The 22935-nt window shown below is 39.7% G+C and carries 12 protein-coding genes; all 12 read left to right on the top strand.

From position 1 onward, the window contains the following. Positions 1 to 9: 9 nt before the first annotated feature. The 12 genes from BHV72_RS09550 to BHV72_RS09495 all read left to right on the top strand — a co-directional run bounded on the left by BHV72_RS09550 (position 10) and on the right by BHV72_RS09495 (position 22657). Complete coding sequence (locus tag BHV72_RS09550) at positions 10 to 684, top strand: DUF4998 domain-containing protein (RefSeq protein WP_005681927.1); 675 nt, start codon at positions 10 to 12, stop codon at positions 682 to 684. Between the two features lie 280 nt (positions 685 to 964). Beyond that, positions 965 to 2779, top strand: coding sequence for a glycoside hydrolase family 2 protein (locus BHV72_RS09545; protein WP_122139339.1), 1815 nt, complete (start codon positions 965 to 967; stop codon positions 2777 to 2779). A gap of 25 nt (positions 2780 to 2804) precedes the next feature. Next, positions 2805 to 3887 carry a glycoside hydrolase family 88/105 protein gene (locus BHV72_RS09540; RefSeq protein WP_286855629.1) on the top strand — a complete coding sequence of 361 codons (1083 nt, stop codon included), beginning with the start codon at positions 2805 to 2807 and terminating at the stop codon, positions 3885 to 3887. A 47-nt stretch (positions 3888 to 3934) separates the two neighbouring features. Further along, on the top strand, positions 3935 to 7021 hold the full coding sequence (locus tag BHV72_RS09535; RefSeq protein WP_005675207.1) for a SusC/RagA family TonB-linked outer membrane protein: 3087 nt from the start codon (positions 3935 to 3937) through the stop codon (positions 7019 to 7021). Positions 7022 to 7043: 22 nt separating this feature from the next. Next, positions 7044 to 8894 (top strand): RagB/SusD family nutrient uptake outer membrane protein, encoded by a 1851-nt coding sequence (locus tag BHV72_RS09530; protein WP_005675208.1) that lies wholly within the window; start codon positions 7044 to 7046, stop codon positions 8892 to 8894. 68 nt (positions 8895 to 8962) lie between these two features. Next, positions 8963 to 10201, top strand: coding sequence for a DUF2264 domain-containing protein (locus tag BHV72_RS09525; RefSeq protein ID WP_005675210.1), 1239 nt, complete (start codon positions 8963 to 8965; stop codon positions 10199 to 10201). Positions 10202 to 10283: 82 nt separating this feature from the next. Further along, the gene (locus tag BHV72_RS09520) at positions 10284 to 11258 is read left to right on the top strand and encodes a metallophosphoesterase (protein ID WP_005681922.1); all 975 of its coding nucleotides are present in this window, start codon (positions 10284 to 10286) and stop codon (positions 11256 to 11258) included. A gap of 29 nt (positions 11259 to 11287) precedes the next feature. Continuing rightward, positions 11288 to 12718 (top strand): sulfatase, encoded by a 1431-nt coding sequence (locus BHV72_RS09515; RefSeq protein WP_005675212.1) that lies wholly within the window; start codon positions 11288 to 11290, stop codon positions 12716 to 12718. Positions 12719 to 12735: 17 nt separating this feature from the next. Beyond that, positions 12736 to 13944 (top strand): glycoside hydrolase family 88 protein, encoded by a 1209-nt coding sequence (locus BHV72_RS09510; protein WP_005675213.1) that lies wholly within the window; start codon positions 12736 to 12738, stop codon positions 13942 to 13944. Between the two features lie 14 nt (positions 13945 to 13958). Beyond that, complete coding sequence (locus tag BHV72_RS09505) at positions 13959 to 18593, top strand: glycosyl hydrolase (RefSeq protein WP_286855628.1); 4635 nt, start codon at positions 13959 to 13961, stop codon at positions 18591 to 18593. Then, positions 18593 to 20572 (top strand): glycoside hydrolase family 127 protein, encoded by a 1980-nt coding sequence (locus BHV72_RS09500; RefSeq protein ID WP_374938592.1) that lies wholly within the window; start codon positions 18593 to 18595, stop codon positions 20570 to 20572. Before BHV72_RS09505 ends, BHV72_RS09500 begins: the two co-directional genes overlap by 1 nt. 45 nt (positions 20573 to 20617) lie before the next feature. Next, entirely contained in the window at positions 20618 to 22657 is a 2040-nt protein-coding gene (locus BHV72_RS09495) for a hypothetical protein (RefSeq protein ID WP_122264746.1), read from the top strand. Positions 22658 to 22935 lie beyond the last annotated feature (278 nt).

Here is a 22935-nt window from a genome sequence, read left to right as displayed (position 1 = left end):
GATAATGCTATGAAACTATTTAAAAAACTGATTTTTATATTTTTAAGTATAGGTGCCTTGATCTCTTGCGATGGTATGGATGCCACGTATAAAGAGTTTATAGAAGAAGGGCCTATTGTATATATTGGAAAAGTAGATTCACTGAAAGCTTATGCAGGACGTAATCGGGTTATGCTCGAATGGCAGAAATTACTTGATCCTCGTGCTAAAACGGCAAAAATATTCTGGGAAAACAGAACGAAGTCTACTGAATTACAATTGACAGATAAAGCAACTCTTACTCAGGTTGTAGTAGAGGATTTGGCGGAAGGCTCGTATGTCTTTGAAATCTGTACATACGATACGTATGGTAATTCTTCTATTATGTCGGAGGTTCCTTGTGCAGTATATGGTGATGTTTATGAGAAATTGTTGTTCAATACAAAAGTAAAGACGGCGGTTTTAAAGAATGATGTATTGACCGTTACTTTTGCAGCTTCGCTTGAACCAACTTTTTTTGCTTCTGAAATTACTTATATGAGTTCTGAGGGGAAAAATAAAACTGTGCTTTTGAAAGCTCCCGCAACACAGGTGAAGATAGATGATTTCGCAGGAGACCATATCACTTATCGTTCCGTTTATTTGCCGGAAGAAACCGCCATAGATTATTTTTATAGTGAGTCGGATGAGCTTGAAATCAATTAAAAGAAATAGCAGAGATAACAAAAAGGATTTATAAGGTCATTTTTCTTACTATAGAATTATATGAAAGCCTTGTATCTTTTGTAGTAACGGGTACTACAAATGGTACAAGGCTTTTTTTTTATGCTATATGCATCAATTATCCCATTCATGTTTCATTTGTCTATATCATTTTATTTTGAGACGTTTTTGTGATTTATTGGGATGTTTATATCATCTATATATTGTGCGAACCTCTAATTTTGCCTGTGTTGATTACTGCAAATGATAAAACTAGTTATATATGATAAAACAATTATTTTCAATAGGAATAGCTCTGTCATTATTTTCTCAGATGTTATGGGCACAATGGACCCCTGTAGGAGATAGGATCAAAACTTCTTGGGCGGAGAAGATAGATGTGAACAATGTATTACCGGAATATCCGCGTCCTATTATGGAGCGTTCTGAGTGGTCTAATTTGAATGGTTTATGGAAGTATGCAGTTTTACCGTTGGGAAAATCAATTCCGGATTCTTTTGAAGGTGATATATTAGTACCATTTGCTGTCGAATCCAGCCTTTCGGGAGTCGGAAAGACATTGGGAGAAGATAAAGAATTATGGTATCAGCGTGAGTTTGTTATACCCTCTAAATGGAGAGGAAAAAGGATTTTGCTTCATTTTGGAGCTGTTGATTGGAAAACTGAGGTATGGGTTAACAATATAAAAGTAGGAGAACATACAGGAGGATTTACTCCGTTTACATTTGATATAACCCAAGCTTTGAAGAACTCGGAAAATAATTTGGTTGTCAAAGTGTGGGACCCGACAGAAAAAGGTACGCAGCCACGCGGAAAGCAAGTGAGTAATCCTCATGGTATCTGGTATACGCCGGTGAGTGGTATCTGGCAGACTGTATGGTTGGAACCGGTGTCTGAACACTATATTACAGATATAAAAACAACACCTGATATAGATTTGAATAAGGTTAAAGTAAAGGTTGAAACAGATGACAATAGGTATTCAGATAAATTTGAGGTAAAAGTGTTTGAAGGAGGGCGTCTGGTGGCTGTGGGAACATCAATTAATGGGTTACCAGTTGAGGTTTCCATGCCGGCTGATGCCAAACTTTGGTCGCCGGATGAACCATTCTTATATCAGATGGAAGTTTCTTTATTTGAGGGAGGAAAACGGGTAGACTGTGTAAGGAGTTATATGGCGATGCGTAAGTACTCTATGAAAAGAGACAAAAAAGGTATTGTGCGTTTACAGTTAAACAATAAAGATCTGTTTCAATTTGGTCCGTTAGATCAGGGTTGGTGGCCGGATGGATTATATACAGCTCCTACGGATGAGGCATTGTGTTATGATATCAAGAAAACGAAAGATTTGGGCTTTAATATGATAAGAAAACATGTAAAGGTAGAGCCTGCACGTTGGTATACATACTGTGATCAAATGGGAGTAATTGTTTGGCAGGATATGCCTAATGGTGATAAAACCTTGGAGTGGCAGAGAAAGAAGTATTTTGATGGAACGGAACTGGCACGTTCTCCTGAATCTGAGGCTACTTATCGTAAGGAATGGAAAGAAATTATTGATTATCTCTATTCTTATCCTTGTATTGGGACTTGGGTGCCCTTTAATGAGGCTTGGGGGCAATTTAAGACAAGTGAGATTGCAGAATGGACCAAACAATATGACCCTACACGTTTGGTCAATCCGGCAAGTGGTGGAAATCATTATACTTGCGGTGATATGCTTGATTTGCATAATTATCCGGGGCCGGAAATGTATTTGTATGATGCACAACGTGCTACGGTACTAGGAGAATATGGGGGGATTGGTTTGGTTTTGAAGAATCATCTTTGGGAACCCAACCGGAATTGGGGATACATCCAGTTTAATACATCTACGGAAGCTACTGCTGAATATCTGAAGTATGCAGAAATGCTGAAAGAAATGATAAAGCAAGGCTTTTCTGCAGCTGTTTACACACAAACGACAGATGTAGAAGTAGAAGTGAATGGACTGATGACTTATGACCGTAAAGTAATAAAGCTGGATGAAGCAACATTGAAGAAGATCAATAATGAGATTTGTAAAACGTTAAAATAACAAATATAGAGATTTTATATTTACCATGAGAAAAATACTTATTTTGGTTTTTAGTCTTTTTTCGATATTCTCTACAGTAGAAGCGAAAAGTAAGAAGGGACAAGATCGTGTGTTAATTGATAAAGTTGCCATGTGGCAGGTAAATCATCAGTCAAAAGTTAAACATCATGATTTGGCGTGGACAAACGGAGTCTTGTTCCGGGGGATGGTAGAATGGGCAGATTATACTCAAGACTCCCGTTATTATGATTTTCTGATGCAGATAGGGAAGAAACATCATTGGGGGTTCTTAAAACGTCTCTATCATGCGGACGATCTTGTTATAGCACAGATGTATATTCGTATGTATGAGAAATACCATGATCCTGCAATGATTCAGCCTACAATTGCCCGTGTAGATTCTGTTGTTGCTAAACCTTCGAAGGCCCGTTTGTGGCTCGGAGCAAAGAATTGGTCGGAACGTTGGTCATGGTGTGATGCGTTATTTATGGCTCCGCCGGTATACGGGTTGTTGAATAAGCTCTATCCGGAGAAAAACTATTTGGCTTTTATGGATAGGGAATTTAAAGAAGCTACAGATTCTTTATATGATGCGGATGCTAAGTTATACTATCGTGATAGAAGATATATTCCCAAAAGAGAGAAGAATGGCGAGAAGGTATTTTGGGGAAGAGGTAATGGTTGGGTGTTTGCAGGAATACCTTTGTTGTTGCAAACTTTGCCTAAAGATCATCCTACTTATGATTATTATCTGAACATTTATAAAGAAATGGCTTCCGCTATAGTTCAGTGTCAGGATAAGAATGGTTCTTGGCATGCCAGTATGCTTGATCCGGATTTATATCCTTCCCCTGAAAATAGTGCTTCCGGATTTTTTGTTTATGGTTTGGGCTGGGGAGTGAATCAAGGAATTTTGAAAGATAGAAAATATAAAAAAGCTGCCCGTAAGGGTTGGAAGGCTTTGAAAAGCTATGTTCATGAAGATGGCATGCTTGGATATGTCCAACCGGTTAGTGCTGCTCCTGAACAAGTGACTCAGAATATGACTGAGGTATATGGGGTTGGAGCATTCTTGATGGCAGGAATTGAGATGTTGAAAATGAAATAGCCTTTTAATAATAATTAAACTTATACGAAATGGAAAGACATTGTTTTATGAAAGTGAGAATCTTATGGTTAATCGCTTTTCTGTTGTTTACCGTTCAACTGTCTGCTCAACAAAAAGTAACAGTGAAAGGTAAGATAACTGATGAACATAATGAGCCTGTTATTGGGGCTAATATAATGGAGAAAGGTACAACGAATGGAGTTATTTCTGATTTTGACGGATTTTTTACTTTAAATGTTTCTTCCGGAGCTACCCTTGTAGTATCATATATAGGATTTGCTCAGCAAGAAATTCCTGTCAAAGACAAACGCGATTTTGTAATTCGTCTGGCAGAAGATTCAGAAACATTGAATGAAGTAGTTGTGATTGGTTATGGTAGTGCTCGCAAAAGAGACTTGACTGGTGCAGTAATGCAAGTAAAGTCTGCGCAGTTGGAAAATGAAAGTCCTTCCTCCATGCAAGACTTATTAAGAGCGAATGTTCCGGGATTGAGTGTTGGTTTTAGTGCAGGTCCCAAACCGGGTGGAAGTCTTTTGATTCGTGGAAAGAACTCAATTAATGCTGGAACTGATCCGTTGATTGTATTGGATGGGGTTATATATCCGGGTGACTTGGCCGATATAAATCCGAATGATATAGAACAAATTGATGTGTTGAAGGATGCTAGTTCTGCTGCTATTTACGGAGCGCGTTCTGCTAGTGGAGTTATTATCATCACTACAAAGATGGGTAAAAGTGAAAAACCGACAATTAGTTTTGATGCTTCTATAGGTGTAGCTACTCAGGCTATAGTTCCTGAGGTATATCAGGGAGATGAGTTTACTGCTTGGAGGACGGATGTCTTTAATAGTGCAAATCCGAACCATAGACCTTATGAGTTTAATGACCCTCGTAAATTACCCGCAGATGTTTCTATTGAAGATTGGATGAAATATGATAATTCGACGGGAGATCCTGTAGAGACTTGGTTGCGTCGAATTGGCTTTAAGAACTTGGAAATACAGAATTATTTGGATGGTAAATCTGTAGATTGGGCCGATATGGTTTTTCAGAATGGTCTTCGTCAGGATTATAATGCAAGTATTTCGGGAAAGACAAAAGGGGTAAATTATTATTGGTCTATGGGATGGACAGACAATGAGGGCATTATTGTAAATAACGGATATAAATCATTTAAGACTCGTTTAAATCTGGATGCCAAAATAAATAAGTTTCTGACTGTGGGATTAAATGCGCAATTTGTACAACGTGATGCCAGTGCTATCGGAGCGGATTGGGTTCAGTATCAGAAGCTGACTCCATATGGAAGTCCTACTAATGAAGATGGAACAATGAAGTTGAATCCGGGAGATGACACGTCAGCGAAGCATCCTTTGATCGATTCTTATTATACAGATAAGAGAAATGTGATAAATAATTTGAATGCTAATATCTATGCTAAGGTATCTTTACCTTTTAATATATCTTATCAGATGAATTTCTCTCCACGATATGAGTGGGCTACAGATTATGTACATAAATCTTCGGAACATCCAAGCTGGAAAGATTTTGGGGGTTCTGCTTCACGAACTTTTAGAAATGATTTTCTATGGCAACTTGACAATATAGTAAAGTGGAAACAAACTTTCGCCAAAGTACATGACGTGGATTTCACTTTCTTATTTAATGCGGAGAAGTTTCAAAGATGGAGTGATGAAATGAATAATGAAGGATTTGATCCGAATGATGATCTTGGATATCATTATATGAAAGGTGGAATATTGCCTACAATTAGTAGTAATGATGAATATAGAACCGGTGATGCATTGATGGCACGTTTATTTTATTCGTATGACAACCGTTATATGATTACCGGTACGGTTCGGAGAGATGGCTATTCTGCGTTTGGACAAAAAAATCCTCGGGCGGTATTCCCCTCAGTTGCTGTCGGATGGGTATTCTCTGATGAACCTTTTTTGAAGAAGTTAAATTGGTTGGACTATGGAAAGCTAAGGTTCTCATGGGGATTAAATGGTAATAGAGACATTGGGGTTTATAGAGCTTTAGCCAGAATGGGTAATAGTAAATATATGTATGTAAGTCCGGATGGAAAGGTTTATAATGGATCCTATCTTTATGTGAATTCTTTGGCTAATAAAGAATTAAAATGGGAACGTACGGCTTCATTCAACTTAGGATTGGATTTTTCTATATTTAATGAACGGTTAAAAGGAAATATCGATATTTATAAAGCTAACACGAAAGACCTTCTTATTGAACGTACATTACCCGAATTGATCGGATTCAGTTCAGTGATGTCTAATTTAGGTGAAGTAGAGAATAAAGGTATTGAACTTAGCCTGACATCGAAGAATATTGATACAAAGAATTTTGCATGGAGTTCAACATTCAATTTTACTTTGAACAGAAATAAGATTGTTCACCTGTACGGAGATATGGTTGATGTTTTAGATGAGAATGGGAACGTAGTAGGACAGAAAGAGGCTGACGATATCAAGAATAAATGGTTTATAGGTAAGTCTTTGGATGAAATATGGGGATTGGAAGTTATTGGAGTCTGGCAACAGGATGAAGCGGAAGAAGCAAAGAAGTATGGTGTAGCTCCTGGTGATTTTAAGTTGAGGGATGTTGATGGAAACGGACAGTATACAGATGAGGATAAAGTATTCCAAGGGACAACTAGTCCGAAATTTACATGGACATTGCGCAATGATTTTAAGATATATAAGAATATAGATGTTTCTTTCATGTTGTATTCTCTTTGGGGGCATAAAGGTACATATGATGTAGCTAAGCATAGTGGAACCACGGTATATAATGATAGACAGAATGCTTACAAGTTACCATACTGGACTCCGGAAAATCCGACAAATGAGTGGGCAAGAATTGATTCCAGTACAGGAGGAAACAGTTTTTCTGTATATCGGAAAAAATCATTTATTCGATTAGATAATATATCTGTCGGATACAATGTTCCATCACGTTGGATTACTAAATTGGGATTAGGCTCATTGAGAGTTTATGCTAATGTAAGAAATGTAGCGGTTTGGGCTCCGGATTTTAAACTTTGGGATCCGGAAAATAGTAGTCCTACTCCTCGTACGTATACTTTTGGTATTAATGTGACTATGTAATTAACTTTTAAGAATCAATGTTATGAATAATATTAGTAAATTAGTGATAATAGGATCTGTTGCGATAACTCTTTCGAGTTGTGGGGACAGCTGGTTGGAACCTAAACCTCTTTCATTTTATTCTCCGGAGAATACTCTGGTAGATGCTAAAGGTATGTGGGCTGCACTTGGTACTTGTGAGAAAAGGATTAAAGCGGAGTTTTATGGAGATGGACCTGCCATTATTACCGAACATATTTTTTCTGAGGTAGCTATTGAAGGAACTACGGACAAAACAAGTGTTGCTCAAGATCTAAATGCGGTTATTACGCCTGATAAAAATTTGAATAGTCCTAATGCCAATAGAGTAGGTTGGTATTGGAATGAAGCGTATGATAATATTAGGTATGCTAATACTGTGATTACACGTATTGATGAAGCAACTTACTCGTCTGAACAGGAGAAGAACGAGATATTGGCTACTGCTTATTTCTTTAGAGCTTATCACTATTATCGTTTGATAAATCAATTTGGTGATGTGCCTTTACTATTGAAAGAATTTACAGAGGCGAAACTCGACTTCTATACAACAAAGCGTGAGGTTATTTTAAATAAAATGATCGATGATATGAAGTTTGCTTGTCAATGGATGCCTGAGGTGGTTGATAGAGGAAAAGCTCCACGTGCGGCAGGCTATCATTTGTTGGCAAAGTTATATTTGGCTGCCGGTTTGTTTGATGAAGCCATAACAGCAGCTACGGCTGTAATAAGTGATCCGCGTTATGAATTGATGAAAAATAGATTCGGAGCAGAAAAAGCTGATGCTACTAAAAATGTGATTTGGGATTTACATCGCCCTGAAAATAAGGCATTGGCAGAAAATAAAGAGACTATCTTGTTGGTTATTGACAGATACCTTGTAGAAGGAAGCCAAGGCGATGGAATCAGAACGATGAGAAATGCAGTGCCTTATTATGGAAATACGAAGAATGCTATATTGACTCCTGATGGTAAACAGGGAGTAACAGACAAAAAGGATCCGACAGGAACAGTTAAAATTTCACTAGTTAAAAAGTATGGACGTGGAATCGGACGCTGTCGGGGAACAGCTTATTCTACCCAGTATATTTGGGATGATCCGAATGATTTGCGTCATGCAAAAGGAAATTGGATGAATATGGAGGATTTAGTATATAATGAACCTAAGTTGGAGGGGAAAAATAAATATTATGGCAAACCTTTACAGCTTTATGGAGAGACTGGACAGCTGTTGTGTAAAGATACAATTCGTAGTTGGTTTGGTTGGCCGCATTACAAATTATTTATACCGGATCCGGACAGAGTAGATCAACCGGAAGGTGGTAATACAGACTGGTATGTATATCGTTTGGCGGAAACCTATTTGTTGCGTGCAGAGGCTTATTGTTGGAAAGGCGATGCTGCTAGTTTGCAGAAAGCGGCAGATGATGTGAATGAAGTAAGAAATAGAGCGGGTGCAGGTGATTTGGCGGCATCTGATATGAATATTGGAACAATTTTGGATGAACGTGCGAGAGAGTTATATTATGAAGAACCTAGAAAAACAGAGTTGACTCGTATTGCTTATATATTTGCACAAACGGGAAAACCCTCTTATACTGGTAAGGTCTATAAAATGGATAATTTCTCAGAAGATAATTTCTTTTATGATAGAATTATGGAGTCCACCGATTTTTATAATAAAGGAGTTAAAACTATTTCTAATGTGGAATTTACAATGAGTCCGTATCATGTCTTATGGCCTATTCCTGCATCTACGATTAATTCTAATACTAAAGGGCATATTAATCAGAATAAGGGATATGCAGGATCTGAAAATAATATTCCTCCTTTGGAAACAATAGAAGCTAATTAATTTATTTAGATAAAATCTCAGTATCTTTGGTGTGACTGAAGATACTGAGAACTAATAATTATAAAATTATGAATAATAAAAATCATAGAATATTCTTCTTTTTTCTAGTATTTTCTCTTTTGGTAAATGGGGGGAATGCTTTTGCAAAGAAAAGTAAGGATCGTGAGTATTGGGTGAAAACAATGATCAAGATTATTGATCCGCTATATACCAATTTGAGTCAGAATACTTTGAGGAAAAACATGCCTGTTGAAACCTTTGATGGATTAAACAATGGCAATACAAGAAAGAATGTGACGCATTTGGAAGCTTTAGGACGTTCATTTGATGGTATTTCTGCATGGTTGAATTTACCTCCTGATGATACGGAAGAAGGTCAGCTTCGTGCTAAATATACCAATTTAGTGGTGAAATCTATTGCTAATGCTGTAAACCCGGAATCACCTGATTATATGCGTTTTGATGGGCCTGGAGGACAGCCGTTGGTTGATGCTGCTTTTTTTGCACAAGGCTTGTTACGTTCTAAGGATCAGATTTGGCCGAAGTTAGATAAAGTGACTCAAGAGAGAATTATTAAGGAATTGAAAGCTTCGCGCAGGATCAAGGCTTCAGAGTCTAATTGGTTGATGTTCTCTGCTACTATTGAAGCGGCCTTATTGGAGTTTACGGGTGAATGTGATTTGAAACCAATTCATTATGCGTTAAAGAGACATAAAGAATGGTATAAAGGAGATGGCTGGTATGGTGACGGACGTAATTTTCATTTGGATTATTACAACAGTTATGTGATTCAACCCATGTTGATAGATGTATTGGCGGTCATGAAAGAGCATAAAGTGGAAGGGGCTGATTTTTATGACGTACAGTTACAACGCCTCATCCGTTATGCTGATCAACAAGAAAAGATGATATCTCCGGAAGGGACCTATCCTGTATTGGGAAGATCAATGGGCTATCGTTTTGGGGCTTTTCAGGTATTAGCTCAGGTATCCTGGATGAAATTATTACCTGAACATATCAAACCGGCACAAGTGCGTTGCGCTCTAACTAAGGTTATGAAAAGACAATTGGCCAAAGGTACATTTGATAAGGATGGATGGCTGAATCTGGGATTTTGTGGGCACCAGCCCGAGATTGCCGACAGATATGTATCTACTGGCAGTAATTATTTGTGTACTTTTATTTTCTTGCCTTTGGGTTTACAGGCGGATGATGAATTCTGGACGGCCAAGCCTGAGAAATGGTCTTCGGTTAAAATATGGAGCGGAAGTCGTGATATAAAGAAAGATGGTTCTATTAGAAACTAGAATTAAATCTCGAAGGTATGTTCTATTTAAGTAACAATAGTACAACATACCTTCAACTGAGTTGAATAAAAATAGAAATATTATGAAAAAACATTTGAGATTGGCAGCTTTATTGGCTACTACAATTCTGGTATTGTCAAGTTGCAGTACACAGAAACAGGTCAGATTGGTTTTATTGCCGGACATACAAACTTATTCACGACTTTACCCGGACATTCTGAGATCGCAGACCCAGTGGGCGGTGGAACATGCAGATAGTATTGATTTTGTTTTACAGCAAGGGGATATGACGGATCACAATATTGATAAAGAGTGGGCGGTGGCAGCTTCTACCTTGAATATGATGGATGATAAAGTTCCTTATGCTTTTGTTATGGGAAATCACGATTTGGGAAAAAATTCGAATAAAAGAGATTCCCAATTGTTTAATAACTATTTTCCTTATGCAAAATACAGTAAGATGAAGAATTTCGGAGGTGCGTTTGAAGAAGGGAAAATGGATAATGTATGGTATACTTTCAAAGCTGCCGGAATAAAATGGCTAATTCTTTGTTTGGAATTCGGGCCTCGTAATAATGTACTTGATTGGGCGGGAGAGGTTGTGAAGAAACATCCGCATCATAAGGTGATTATTAATACGCATGCGTATATGTACTCAGACGATACGCGTATGGGAGAAGGAGACCGTTGGTTGCCGCAGAAATATGGTTTGGGAAAGGATACCGGTGAGAATGCGGTGAATAATGGTGAGCAAATGTGGGATAAGTTGGTGAGCAAATATCCCAATATTCTCTTTGTCTTTAGTGGACATGTTTTGAATGGCGGTGTTGGGACGTTGGTTAGTACAGGCGAACAAGGTAATAAGGTATATCAGATGTTGGCTAACTTTCAGGATGGAGTGAAAGGAACGAATAGAGGACAAACCGGTTTTTTACGTATTGTAGATATAGATGTGAAAAAGAAACAGGTAAAAGTGGACACTTATTCTCCTTATTTGAAAGAATATAAGACTGACGCTAAGAATAGATTCTCATTTGAGGGAGTTAATTTTAAATAATCTGGTTTTACATTCCAAAGGATATAGCTATGAGCAGCATTCAATCATTTTATTTTGTAGGTGTGATTACTTTAGTCTCTTCTGCCCATGTTTATGGACAGAAGAAAGATAAGATGAATGTTTTATTTATCATTGCTGATGATATGCGACCTGAATTGGGGTGTTACGGAATAGAGGATATTGTGACTCCTCACATTGATAGATTGGCGGAGCAGGCTACGGTCTTTCAAAATGCATATTGTAATATTCCTGTGAGCGGGGCTTCCAGAGCGAGTCTGTTTACAGGAGTATATCCTTGTTATCCGGAACGTTTTACTGCTTTCGATGCTAATGCAGAGAAAGATTGTCCCAAGGCACTTTCGCTTCCGGAGTGTTTTAAGAAAAACGGATATTATGTTATTTCCAATGGAAAAGTTTTCCATAATATAACCGATCATGCCCGTAGTTGGTCAGAATATCCGTGGAGAGTATATCCTGATGGTTACGGTAAGGATTGGGCTGAATATAATAAGTGGGAATTGTGGCAGAACGAAGAGTCTTCCCGTTATATCCACCCTAAGACTTTGCGAGGACCGTTCTGTGAATCGGCTGATGTCTCGGATACAACTTATATTGATGGTAGAGTAGCGCAGAAGACGATTGCAGATTTAAGGAGATTGAAAGAGATGAAAGTACCTTTCTTCTTGGCATGTGGCTTCTGGAAGCCACATTTGCCGTTCAATGCTCCTAAGAAATATTGGGATTTATATCAAAGGGAGAAGATTCAGTTGGCATCGAATCCTTATCGACCGAAAGCATTGCCGAAGCAGGTTACTTCCTCCGGTGAGATTCGTGGATATGGGAAATTTACGACAACAAAGGATGAGGCTTTTCAGCGAGAGGCAAAACACGGTTATTATGCATGTGTGAGTTACATAGATGCGCAGATCGGTTTAGTACTTGATGAACTTGAACGCTTGGGATTGGCAGAGAGTACGATAGTAGTGATATTAGGAGATCATGGCTGGCATTTGGGTGAACATGGTTTCTGGGGAAAACATAACCTGATGAATCATGCGACCCGTGCTCCATTGATTGTCCGTGTGCCTCATTGTAAAGGCGGAAAAGCTGGGGGAGTTGTAGAATTTGTGGATATTTATCCCACATTGTGTGAGTTGTGTAAAGTTCCGGTTCCTGAGGGGCAATTACAGGGAAAAAGCTTTGTTCCTATTCTGCAGGATAGTGAGAAGAGGATAAAAGAATACGCTTTTGTTCAATGGCAAGGTGGGTATAATATTGTTTCGGAGCGATATAGCAGTGCTATATGGTTGAAAGGTGATTCTGTTGTAGGCCGGATGGTGTTTGACCGCCAATCGGATGTTGCAGAGAATGAAAACAAAGTGGGTTCTGTCTCATTAAGTGAAGAGATAAAAGAACTGGAAACTCAGATAAGAATAAAAAAACTTCAATTAGAAAAATAATTTTAAAGAATATATAAATGAAAGTAGGTTCATCTATTATTGCATTTTTGGGACTGATGGCAGTTTGTAGTTGTTCAGCTCCCAAAAGCGAAATGAGTACTCTTGTGAATAATAGTTTGCAAATAGCGACTGTTCAATCAAAGTTAATGGCTGAGAATTTATTGAATGAAGAGGAGAAATTGCCACGTACTATTGGTAAGGATGGTAAACTGATGACTTCAAAGGCCAAATGGTGGACAAGTGGTTTTTTCCCTGGGGTATTATGGTATTTGTATGAGGTGAATCAAGATGATTCCTTGAAAATGTATGCAGAAAATTATACCAAAAGGATAGAAAATGAGAAATACACAACAGATAATCACGATGTGGGATTTATGTTGTATTGTAGTTTTGGTAATGGATTGCGTCTGACAAGCAATGATGAGTATAAACAGGTATTGTTGCAAGGAGCGGAATCATTGAGTACTCGTTTTCGTCCACAAGTCGGTTGCATACGTTCATGGGACTGGAATCAGAAAGTGTGGGAATATCCGGTAATTATTGATAATATGATGAATTTAGAGATGTTGATGTGGGCTTCCAAGAATTCCGATAATCCGAAATTTGCGGAAATAGCCAAGTCACATGCAGATGTGACGATGAAGCATCATTTCCGTCCGGATTATAGCTCATACCATGTGATTTCTTATGATACGATCTCGGGACAGCCTGAAAAGAAAAACACTTGTCAGGGATATGCTCATGAATCATGTTGGGCACGTGGCCAGGGCTGGGCATTATATGGCTATACAATGATGTATCGTGAGACCGGGCAAGAGAAATATCTGCAACATGCTACGAATGTGGCTAGATTTATTATGAATCATCCTCGTTTGCCTGAAGATAAAATTCCATATTGGGATTTTGATGCTCCTGGTATTCCCAATGAACTTCGTGATGCTTCTGCGGGAGCATTAATGGCCTCGGCTTTCATCGAACTTAGCCAGTATACTGAAGGTGATTTCTCAAAACAATGTCTTTCTGTAGCCGAAACGCAGTTGAAGACTTTGTCATCGCCGGAATACTTGGCTGAGCCTGGTACAAATTGTAATTTTATTCTGAAACATTCAGTAGGTAATAATCCGGGTAAGGCAGAGGTTGATGTACCGTTAACTTACGCTGATTATTATTATGTTGAAGCTTTAGTACGTTATAAAAGAGATATTTTAAAAGAAAAACTTCATTAAAAACTTCATTTTAAATGATACAAAGATTATCTTTCTGGATAATGATGATTGTCTGTTCGGTGATGGTGAGTGGGCAAGAATATGACGGATATTACACAAATCCTATCCTGCCTTCGGGTGCTGATCCGTGGGTTGTAAAACATGAAGGATGGTATTATTATTGCTGCGGGGTGCCGGGTGGCATCGGAGTTTCCCGTTCTCGTGATTTGCATAAGATAAATCCTCCTGTACGTGTTTGGAAGGCACCGGAAAAAGGGCAATGGAATTCGACTTGCATTTGGGCACCCGAACTTCATTTCTGGAAAGGTAAATGGTATATTTTTTATGCGGGCGGATATAGCGGTCCTCCTTTTATTCACCAAAAGACGGGCGTGTTGGAATCTGTTACATCAGACGCAATGGGCGAGTATATCGACAAAGGAATGCTGTTTACGGGGGATGTTTTGGGAGACTGGAAAAACAATCGCTGGGCGATTGATATGACTTTGTTGCAGCATAAGGGACAATTGTATGCTGTCTGGTCCGGTTGGGAGAATAGTGAACCGACTGACAAAACTCAGCAACATCTTTATATCGCAAAAATGGAGAATCCTTGGACAATGGCTTCCGGAAGAGTAAAAATATCGTCGCCGGACCGCTATTATGAACAAGGAGAGTTGCCATTGAATGAGGGGCCGCAGATTTTAAAACACGGGAAAGATGTGTTTGTTGTTTATTCCTGCGGGCAATCATGGCTGGATACATATAAACTTTCTTATTTGCGTCTGAAGGACCCGGACGCAGATTTGTTAGATCCGAAAAGCTGGATTAAAAGTGATAAACCTGTATTTGAAGGTACCGATCAAGTATTTGGGGTAGGGCATGCCAGTTTTACAACTTCTCCTGATGACAGGGAACATTATATTTATTACCATACGAAAAAAGAGAGAAAACCCGGTTGGAAACGGGATATTCGTCTTCAGAAGTTTACTTTTGATGCATCTGGCGTTCCATGTTTTGGGAAGCCGCTTCCGGTAAGCGAGAAACTTCCTTTGCCTTCAGGCACTGCTCATCCTGTAAAAGTTAAGCCGATGAGTGAGCTGGAAAAAGACTTTACCCAATTGTCTTCGACTGCCCGGCCTTATACATATTGGTTCTGGATGAATGGAAATATCACAAAGGAAGGCATTACAAAGGATCTGGAGGCGATGCATCGTATTGGGATAGGTGGTGTTTTCAATCTGGAAGGGGGAACTGGAATTCCAAAGGGGCCTGTTACTTACTTAAGTCCGGAGTGGTCGGAATTAAAAGCACATGCTATAAAAGAAGCAGCTCGTTTAGGCATTGATTATGTGATGCATAATTGTCCGGGTTGGTCGTCAAGTGGTGGTCCTTGGATTACTCCTGAGTATTCAATGCAAAAATTGACTTGGAGTGAGACTGAGGTGGCAGGCGGTAAACGGGTGGATACTTTATTACTCCGGCCGGCAACGGAATTAGGATATTATAGAGATATAGCTGTGTTAGCTTTCCCTTCTTTCAAGAATGGTAAACCTGTGGGCTTTTCTGATTGGCAGTTATTGAATAACAGTGTTTTTAATCATAGAGGGAAGATCGGTATACAAACGTATGACAAAGAACAAGTTATTCGCTTGGAAGACATTATTGACTTGACGAATCAGGTTGATTCTTTGGGACGTCTGAATTGGGAGGTACCTTTGGGAAACTGGACAGTCATCCGTTTGGGACATACTTCTACCGGAAGAAAAAACTGTGCAGCTCCGGATACAGGCGTGGGGCTTGAATGCGATAAGTTTAGCAAACAGGCGATTCAGCTTCATTTTAATAAAATGATGGATTTATTGTATCCACTAATCAAACCTTATGTTCACCAGATTCAGATAGGACTGGAGATAGATAGTTGGGAAGTCGGTATGCAAAACTGGACATCCGGATTTGAAGGTGAGTTTTGTGAAAGGACCGGATATGATTTGATTAAATATTTGCCGGCTATGACAGGTAAGATTGTAGGAAGCAAAGAAATGACAGAACGTTTCTTATGGGATATTCGTCGTGTACAGGCTGACTTGTTGGCAGATAATTATTATGGTGAATTTCGGAATCTATGTAATCAATATGGGCTGGTATCCTATTGCGAACCTTATGACCGCGGACCAATGGAAGAATTACAAATAGGCTCACGGGTAGATGGAGTTATGGGAGAGTTTTGGAATGGGTTATCTGCTATTTTCCAGAACAACTTGATGATGCGGCGTACTACAAAATTGGCGTCTTCGATAGCTCATATCAACGGTCAGAAAGTGGTGGGTGCCGAAGCATATACTTCTGAACCTGAGTCGGGAAGATGGCAGGAATACCCATTTGCTTTGAAGGCTGTTGGTGATAAGGCGTTTACAGAGGGGATTAATCGGATGGTGATTCATCGTTATGCAATGCAACCTCATCCGGATGCTGCTCCCGCTATGACTTTAGGCCCTTGGGGAATACATTTTGACAGAACTAATACCTGGTGGGAGCCGGGACGTGCCTGGATAGATTATCTGAACCGTTGTCAAACTCTATTGCAAGAGGGACTATTCGTAGCTGATTTTGCATACTTTACAGGTGATAATATTGTAGGATACACGAAAGTGCATAGAAGAGATTTGAATCCGGTACCACCGGAAGGATATGATTACGATTTGATGAATACGGAAACGTTATTGAATAGAGCTTGGGTAGAACGCGGGCGTTTAAGGCTTCCGGACGGAATGAATTATCGTGTATTGGTTTTACAGGAACAATCGCATATTACGTTGGGTCTATTGAGGAAACTGCGGAATATGGTGGAACAGGGATTGATAATTGTCGGTGCCCGTCCGCAACAGACCGTAGGGTTGCAATCTTATTCAGTTATTGAAGAAAAAGAGTTTGAACAACTTTGTGACGAACTATGGGGAAAGGCCGCAACTACAGTGGTGGATCGTAGCGTAGGGAAAGGTAGGATTTTCTGGGAAACCTCTTTGAACTTGGAACAAGTACTTGAGAAGATTCAGTTAAGACCTGACTTTGAAGTGATCACAGATTCAATTAGTGCCCCAATACGTTATATCCATAGGCAGATAGGAGAGGCGGATGTTTATTTTGTTGCTAACCAGCAACGGACTTCGAAAGAGCTGATTTGTAACTTTCGTGTGAAAGGAAAGATTCCTGAGTTTTGGAATCCTATATCAGGTGAAAGAACACGGGCTATGGTATATCAAACGAATGAAGAAACCATATCGGTGCCTGTTCAACTGGAAGCGTATGGTTCTGTGTTCGTCGTCTTTCGTTCTGACCTTCCTGAACAGAAGGCTATTCGTTCTATTCATAAAGATGGGAAGTGTCTGATAGATGCTTCTGCTATATCAACCGAAGAATGGAAGCAGGCGGCATACCCTGACATAAGAGATAATTTCTCAATCTCATTGTGGGTGAAACCGGAATCAGATGCCATGTTGAATATAGATAATCCAATGGGATATATACCGTACCCTTGGACGGAATATTATGCAATCTATCCGTCGGGCGGTGAACTGTTATATGGCGCAGGACATGCCACTTGTGGACTGGCTGTAGGTAGAAATGGAGTTGCGGTATGGGAGAATGAGAAAGGATATCCTGAGTTTAAAATGGGAGTGGAAAAACCTATTTCCGGTTGGAGCCATATTTGTCTGGTTTATAGGGAAGGGGCTCCGCATATTTATATCAATGGAGAGCATATAGCTTATAAGACGAAGTCTTTGCAGACAATTCATCCTGGATTGAATTTTACTACTTTAAAAGAAGGAGCTTCCTATTATAATGGGGATATGTCTGTTCCGGTGTTGTTTTCTAAAGTATTATCAGATAAGGAGATTTCTCAATTGGTAGCCAAAGGATATACAAGAAATACTGATGAGCGTATATTGGACTGGATACCTTATGCGGATACCCGCTCTCTGTTGGCATGGAGTGATGGGAATTATGAATTTGTTACATCGGACGGTATAAAAAGAGAGGTAAAGGTTGAAAAAACAGGAAGTCCGGTGATGATAAATCAGAAATGGGAGGTTAGCTTCCCGAAAGGGCTGGGAGCACCGGAAAAAATAAGTTTGCCCAAATTGTTCTCTTTGCATAGACACGAAGATGAGGGCGTTAAATATTTTTCTGGTACAGCTACTTATAAAACTAACTTTGTTGTGAAACCTTCTATGATGTCTGAGGATAGAGTTGTTTTCCTTGATTTGGGTGCAGTAGAGGTGATGGCGGAGGTGATTGTCAATGGAGTAAATAAAGGGATCTTTTGGTCCCGTCCGTATTTAATTGATGTCACTGATGTGCTGAAGCCGGGTGAAAATACATTGGAAATTAAGGTGACTAATCAATGGACGAATCGTTTGATTGGGGATGAACAGTTACCGGAGGAGAACGAGTATGTACCCGGAGGAGGAGTAAATGGAATTGCTGCTTTGAGCCGTGGGGCTATCAGAAAGCTACCGGACTGGTATAGAAATGGAGTAAATAAACCGGAAGGCGGAAGAGTGGCATTCACTACTTGGAAACATTACCGGAAAGACTCGCCATTGATAGAATCGGGGTTAATAGGTCCTGTTCGGCTGATTCCTGCGAAGAAAATAGAATTTGAATAATGGATATGATAATGTGCGAACGTATAGTAGCCAAGACATCTGTAAGAATGCTATTGAGCTTATTGCTAATCTTTGGCTCGGTGAATCCTGCTATGTCTGTGTTACGAAAAGGGGAGACATCGCTGGGGACGTCTTTTGAAAGTTATTTTCCATTGAAAGAAATACGTTTGTCAGATGGTCCTTTTCTTGATTTGCAACAAAAAGGCAAAGAATATCTTCTTTGGCTGAATCCTGACTCTTTGCTTCATTTTTATCGGATTGAAGCGGGATTGTCATCGAAAGCCGGACCTTATGCCGGCTGGGAGTCACAAGACGTATGGGGAGCAGGCCCGCTTCGGGGTGGATTTCTTGGGTTCTATCTTTCTTCCGTATCGATGATGTATCAATCTACAGGCGATAGAGAGTTACTGAGACGATTGAAATATGTGCTGAAAGAATTGAAGCTATGTCAGGAAGCCGGTAAAGATGGCTTCCTGTTAGGTGTGAAAGGAGGCAGGGAACTATTCAGGGAAGTAGCCTCAGGAAAGATAAAAACGAATAATCCTACGGTCAATGGTGCCTGGGCACCTGTTTATCTGATTAATAAGATGCTGCTCGGGCTTTCTGCTGCTTATACACAGTGTGACTTGAAAGAAGCGTTGCCGATATTAGTACGGTTGGCCGATTGGTTTGGCTCTCAGGTATTGGATAAGTTGACTGATGAACAGATTCAGCAATTATTGATTTGTGAACATGGTTCGATTAATGAGTCTTACGTTGAGGTTTATGAGTTGACGGGGCAAAAGCGTTTCCTTGATTGGGCCCGCCGTTTAAATGATCGGGCTATGTGGGTTCCTTTGTCTGAAGGAAAGGATGTTTTATTCGGGTGGCACGCCAATACACAGATCCCGAAATTTACGGGTTTCCATAAATATTATATGTTTACCGGTGATCGGGCCTTTCTTCTTGCGGCGACTAATTTCTGGAATATTGTGAAGCAAAACCATACTTGGGTAATAGGTGGTAACAGTACCGGAGAACATTTCTTCTCTAAAAAGGAGTTCATTGATAGGATGCTCCATATCAGCGGACCGGAAACGTGTAATTCCGTAAATATGTTACGTTTGACCGAAGCTCTGTTCATGCAGCAACCGGATGCGACTAAGGCGGCATATTATGAAAGAACTTTATTTAATCATATCTTGTCAGCCTATGACCCGGTGAAGGGTATGTGCTGCTATTTTACTTCCATGCGACCGGGGCATTATCGTATTTATGCTTCACGTGATAGCTCTTTCTGGTGCTGTGGACATACAGGGCTGGAAAGTCCGGCGAAGTTGGGTAAGTTTATTTATAGCCATAAAGTGACGAATAGGCATCAAGAAAAGGATATAAGAGTGAATCTGTTTATTCCTTCCATTCTTTCTTGGAAAGAAGAAGGAGTCGAGCTTATTCAGCAAAGCCGGATTCCGGAATCCGAACAAGTTGACCTTACATTGAATCTAAAGAAAAAGCAGAAACTGATTCTGCGCATTCGTAAACCTGATTGGACTGATAAGGCTACTTTTATAATTAATGGAGAAGAAGAACAGCCTCTGCTTGGCAGTGATGGGTATTGGATTATAGACAGAGTGTGGGAGCGGAAGAATGTGATTACACTACGACTTCCGATGCATATATGTACAGAGAACTTAACAGGTACCGACCGTTATGTTGCATTATTATATGGGCCTTACGTGCTTGCCGGGCGTATGGGAAAGGAAAATCTTCCTACTACTTTTTGGGGAAAGATGAACAATACGGCTATGAATAAGATGGACATGGCAAAAGTCCCGGTATTCAGAGAACCTGTAGAACGGATTCCAACTCATGTGGAGGTTGTTTCAGGAGAACCATTGAAGTTTGGCATAAACTTGAAAGGTTTTGAGCATATAGTGCTGGAACCTTTTTATAAAGTTCATTTTGAACGTTATGCGGTATATTGGCCGATAACTCATTAGATTCTGAATGGAAATGAAGGTATAATAGAACAATAGATAAGAGGTATGAAAACGATATTAAGGACATTTGTGGGTTGTACAGCGATTTTGTTTGGTACTGCCTGTATGGGAGCAGTGAAGTATGTTCCTGAGAATATGAAGGTAGAACTATCTTTAAAGGTTCCGGGTAATAATGCTGTGAATTATAAACTGCATCTGGATAAGTTGGAGAATAGCTATTTTGATTATGAGTGGCGTTCGGATAATAAATTGCCGATAACGGTTTTTCATAAAGTTGAAGAACGGGATAGTTGTATGCGATTGACTGTACAGCTTACCGCTGCACAGGATGTTTACTTCAACTATCGTCAATTGTTGAGTACGGGCTATCGCCATGATAACTGTCAGTTTTATATGCCGGGATTTTGGTATCGCCGTAATTTGCGTTCTCCTAAAAAAGCTCCATCATTCCATACGTCGGATAGTTGGTTGGTTCGTGAAGACAGGTTGAGCGCACCACTTACGGGGATTTTTAGTGAAAAAGAAAAACGATTTATGACAGTAAATCGTTTGGATGATTTTTCTATGGATGCTTTAGCTACACATAAAGAAGGAGAGATCATTCTTTCAGGGAAGACTTCCTTGGGATTTACCGGATTTGAGAATCAACAGGGAATAGCTATGCTTTCTTTTGGTTTTCCTTATCGGGAGGCTCCTAAAAGTTATATTCGTAAATTAACATTAGCACCTGAGGTGGAGGCTTTTCAACTGATGAAGAAAGGTGAGTCGGTATTGTTGACATGGGAAATAATGGAAAGTGGTGCGGATGATTTTTCAGACTTTATACAGCATACATGGGAGCATTGTTATGATACCTATGCACCAAAACCTGTGGAGAATTCATATTCTATAGCGGATATGAAGCAAGTGCTTAGTTGCTTTTTTGTAAATAGTTTGGTCGATAATCAACCGCTGGTTTATAATTCCGGAATACATCTGAAGGTAAGTGACTGTGAAAGAAACGGTCAGGCTGAGGTTGGTTTTATCGGTCGTGTACTTCTTAATGCATTTAATGCATGGGAATACGGTTGGCAATCGAACCGGGAAGAACTGAAAGTGAACAGTACAAAGATATTTGATAGTTATTTGAAGAATGGTTTCACACAAGCGGGATTTTTCAAGGAATCCGTGAATTTTGACAAGGGATATGAGGAACCGATCCATAGTATCCGGCGTCAGTCGGAAGGCGTCTATGCCATGTTCCATTTCTTAGCTTATGAAAAAGAGAACGGACGCCGTCATCCTGAGTGGGAGCAAAAGTTGAAAAGAATATTGGATATGTTCTTACAGTTACAGAATGTTGATGGTAGTTTCCCCCGTAAGTTTCGTGATGATTTAACTATTGTCGATCCGAGTGGGGGAAGTACCCCCTCTGCTACGTTGCCATTAGTTATGGGATATAAATATTTTAAAGATAAGCGTTATTTGGCCAGTTCCAAACGGACGGCAGACTATTTAGAGAAAGAGCTGATTTCGAAAGCTGATTATTTCTCATCTACATTGGATGCGAACTGCGAGGATAAAGAGGCTTCTCTCTATGCTGCTACCGCTACTTACTATCTTTCATTGATAACAAAGGGAGAAGAACATAGGCATTATGCCGATTTGACAAAAAAAGCGGCTTATTTTGCTTTATCCTGGTATTATTTGTGGGACGTTCCTTTCGCACCGGGACAGATGCTGGGTGATATAGGTCTTAAAACTCGTGGTTGGGGAAATGTTTCTGTGGAGAATAACCATATTGATGTTTTTGTTTTTGAGTTTGCATCTGTACTTCAATGGTTGTCAAAGGAATATGCTGAACCTCGTATGGCTGATTTTGCGGAGGTGATATCTACATCTATGCGTCAGTTGCTACCTTATGAAGGGCATTTATGCGGCATTGCAAAATCCGGTTTCTATCCGGAAGTCGTTCAGCACACTAATTGGGATTATGGTAAGAACGGAAAAGGGTACTATAATGATATCTTTGCACCGGGATGGACGGTTGCTTCTTTATGGGAGTTGTTGACTCCGGGACGTGCGGAAAGGTTCTTGCTTGATTAGGTAAACTATTGAAGAAAGTGAATACAGGTCTGTGGCTTTCTTGAAAAAGAGAAAATGCAGTAATTACCAGAAAGCATGCCACAAGGACTTGACAAATGGCTTTAAATGTTGTATATTTGTAGTCTGAGAATATAAGGGGGGAGACCTACCACCTCCCCCTACGGGTACTCCTCCTTCCTGGAGGTTGTGTAAAAAGTAAGCATCAAGTGTTCTTTGACATATTGTATTAAAAAGGAAATGCTCTTTATCTCTTTATTTTGGTATTTCTATTGTTGTCC

Source organism: Bacteroides sp. 43_46, assembly GCF_001915455.1.
Classification (GTDB): Bacteria; Bacteroidota; Bacteroidia; order Bacteroidales; family Bacteroidaceae; genus Bacteroides; species Bacteroides caccae.
The sequence above is the reverse complement of the archived record's forward strand: the minus strand, read 5'-3'. Positions and strand labels throughout refer to the sequence as shown.

What these genes read in the sequence shown, in the direction of transcription:
- BHV72_RS09550 (WP_005681927.1), top strand. Translation starts at nt 10, where the DNA reads ATGAAACTATTTAAAAAACTGATTTTTATATTTTTAAGTATAGGTGCC.
- BHV72_RS09545 (WP_122139339.1), top strand. Translation starts at nt 965, where the DNA reads ATGATAAAACAATTATTTTCAATAGGAATAGCTCTGTCATTATTTTCT.
- BHV72_RS09540 (WP_286855629.1), top strand. Translation starts at nt 2,805, where the DNA reads ATGAGAAAAATACTTATTTTGGTTTTTAGTCTTTTTTCGATATTCTCT.
- BHV72_RS09535 (WP_005675207.1), top strand. Translation starts at nt 3,935, where the DNA reads ATGAAAGTGAGAATCTTATGGTTAATCGCTTTTCTGTTGTTTACCGTT.
- BHV72_RS09530 (WP_005675208.1), top strand. Translation starts at nt 7,044, where the DNA reads ATGAATAATATTAGTAAATTAGTGATAATAGGATCTGTTGCGATAACT.
- BHV72_RS09525 (WP_005675210.1), top strand. Translation starts at nt 8,963, where the DNA reads ATGAATAATAAAAATCATAGAATATTCTTCTTTTTTCTAGTATTTTCT.
- BHV72_RS09520 (WP_005681922.1), top strand. Translation starts at nt 10,284, where the DNA reads ATGAAAAAACATTTGAGATTGGCAGCTTTATTGGCTACTACAATTCTG.
- BHV72_RS09515 (WP_005675212.1), top strand. Translation starts at nt 11,288, where the DNA reads ATGAGCAGCATTCAATCATTTTATTTTGTAGGTGTGATTACTTTAGTC.
- BHV72_RS09510 (WP_005675213.1), top strand. Translation starts at nt 12,736, where the DNA reads ATGAAAGTAGGTTCATCTATTATTGCATTTTTGGGACTGATGGCAGTT.
- BHV72_RS09505 (WP_286855628.1), top strand. Translation starts at nt 13,959, where the DNA reads ATGATACAAAGATTATCTTTCTGGATAATGATGATTGTCTGTTCGGTG.
- BHV72_RS09500 (WP_374938592.1), top strand. Translation starts at nt 18,593, where the DNA reads ATGGATATGATAATGTGCGAACGTATAGTAGCCAAGACATCTGTAAGA.
- BHV72_RS09495 (WP_122264746.1), top strand. Translation starts at nt 20,618, where the DNA reads ATGAAAACGATATTAAGGACATTTGTGGGTTGTACAGCGATTTTGTTT.